Consider the following 735-nt stretch of genomic DNA (forward strand, 5'->3'; position numbering starts at 1 on the left):
ACCGGCGAGCAGCTGTGCCGCCCGCCGCACCACCGGCGCCGGCACGCCGGCCAGCTCCGCCACATGCACGCCCCAGCTCCGCCCCACCGCCCCCGGCGCCACCTCGTGGAGGAACACCACCCCGCCTTTCCACTCGCGCACGCGCATACTGTGTACCGCAAGTCGCGGCAATTGCTCCGACAATGCGGCCAATTCGTGAAAATGCGTGGCGAAAATGGTCCGCCCGCGTATCTGCGTGTGCAGCGCCTCCAGCACCGCCCAGGCGATCGCCAGCCCGTCCTGTGTCGAGGTGCCGCGCCCGATCTCGTCCACCACCACCAGCGAGCGCGGCCCCGCCTGATGCAGGATCGCCGCCGTCTCGGTCATCTCCACCATGAAGGTGGACCGCCCGCGCGCGAGGTCGTCGGCGGCGCCGACGCGGCTGAACAGCCGGTCCACGACCCCGATCTCCGCCCGCTCCGCCGGCACCGGCAGCCCCGCCTGCGCCAGGATCGCGATCAGCGCGTTCTGCCGCAGAAACGTCGACTTGCCGGCCATGTTCGGCCCGGTCAGCAGCAGCACCCGCCGCTCGGGCGCCAGGTCGCAATCGTTGGGGACGAACCGCCCCTCGGCCACCCGCTCCACCACCGGATGCCGGCCGGCGGTGACGGCGAAGGCGGCGTCGTCGCGCACCGCCGGGCGGCACCAGTCGCCGGGGGCGGCCAGCGCCGCGGCCGACTGCGCGACATCCAGCTC

Annotated in this window: 1 protein-coding gene; it reads right to left on the reverse strand. The window is 73.5% G+C overall.

Annotation, left to right across the window (positions count from 1 at the left end):
- The coding region (locus B8460_RS20255) for a MutS-related protein (RefSeq protein WP_048863434.1) at nt 1–735 on the reverse strand (735 nt) is incomplete at both ends.

The sequence above is a fragment of the Acidisphaera rubrifaciens HS-AP3 genome (assembly GCF_000964365.1).
GTDB classification, from domain to species: domain Bacteria; phylum Pseudomonadota; class Alphaproteobacteria; order Acetobacterales; family Acetobacteraceae; genus Acidisphaera; species Acidisphaera rubrifaciens.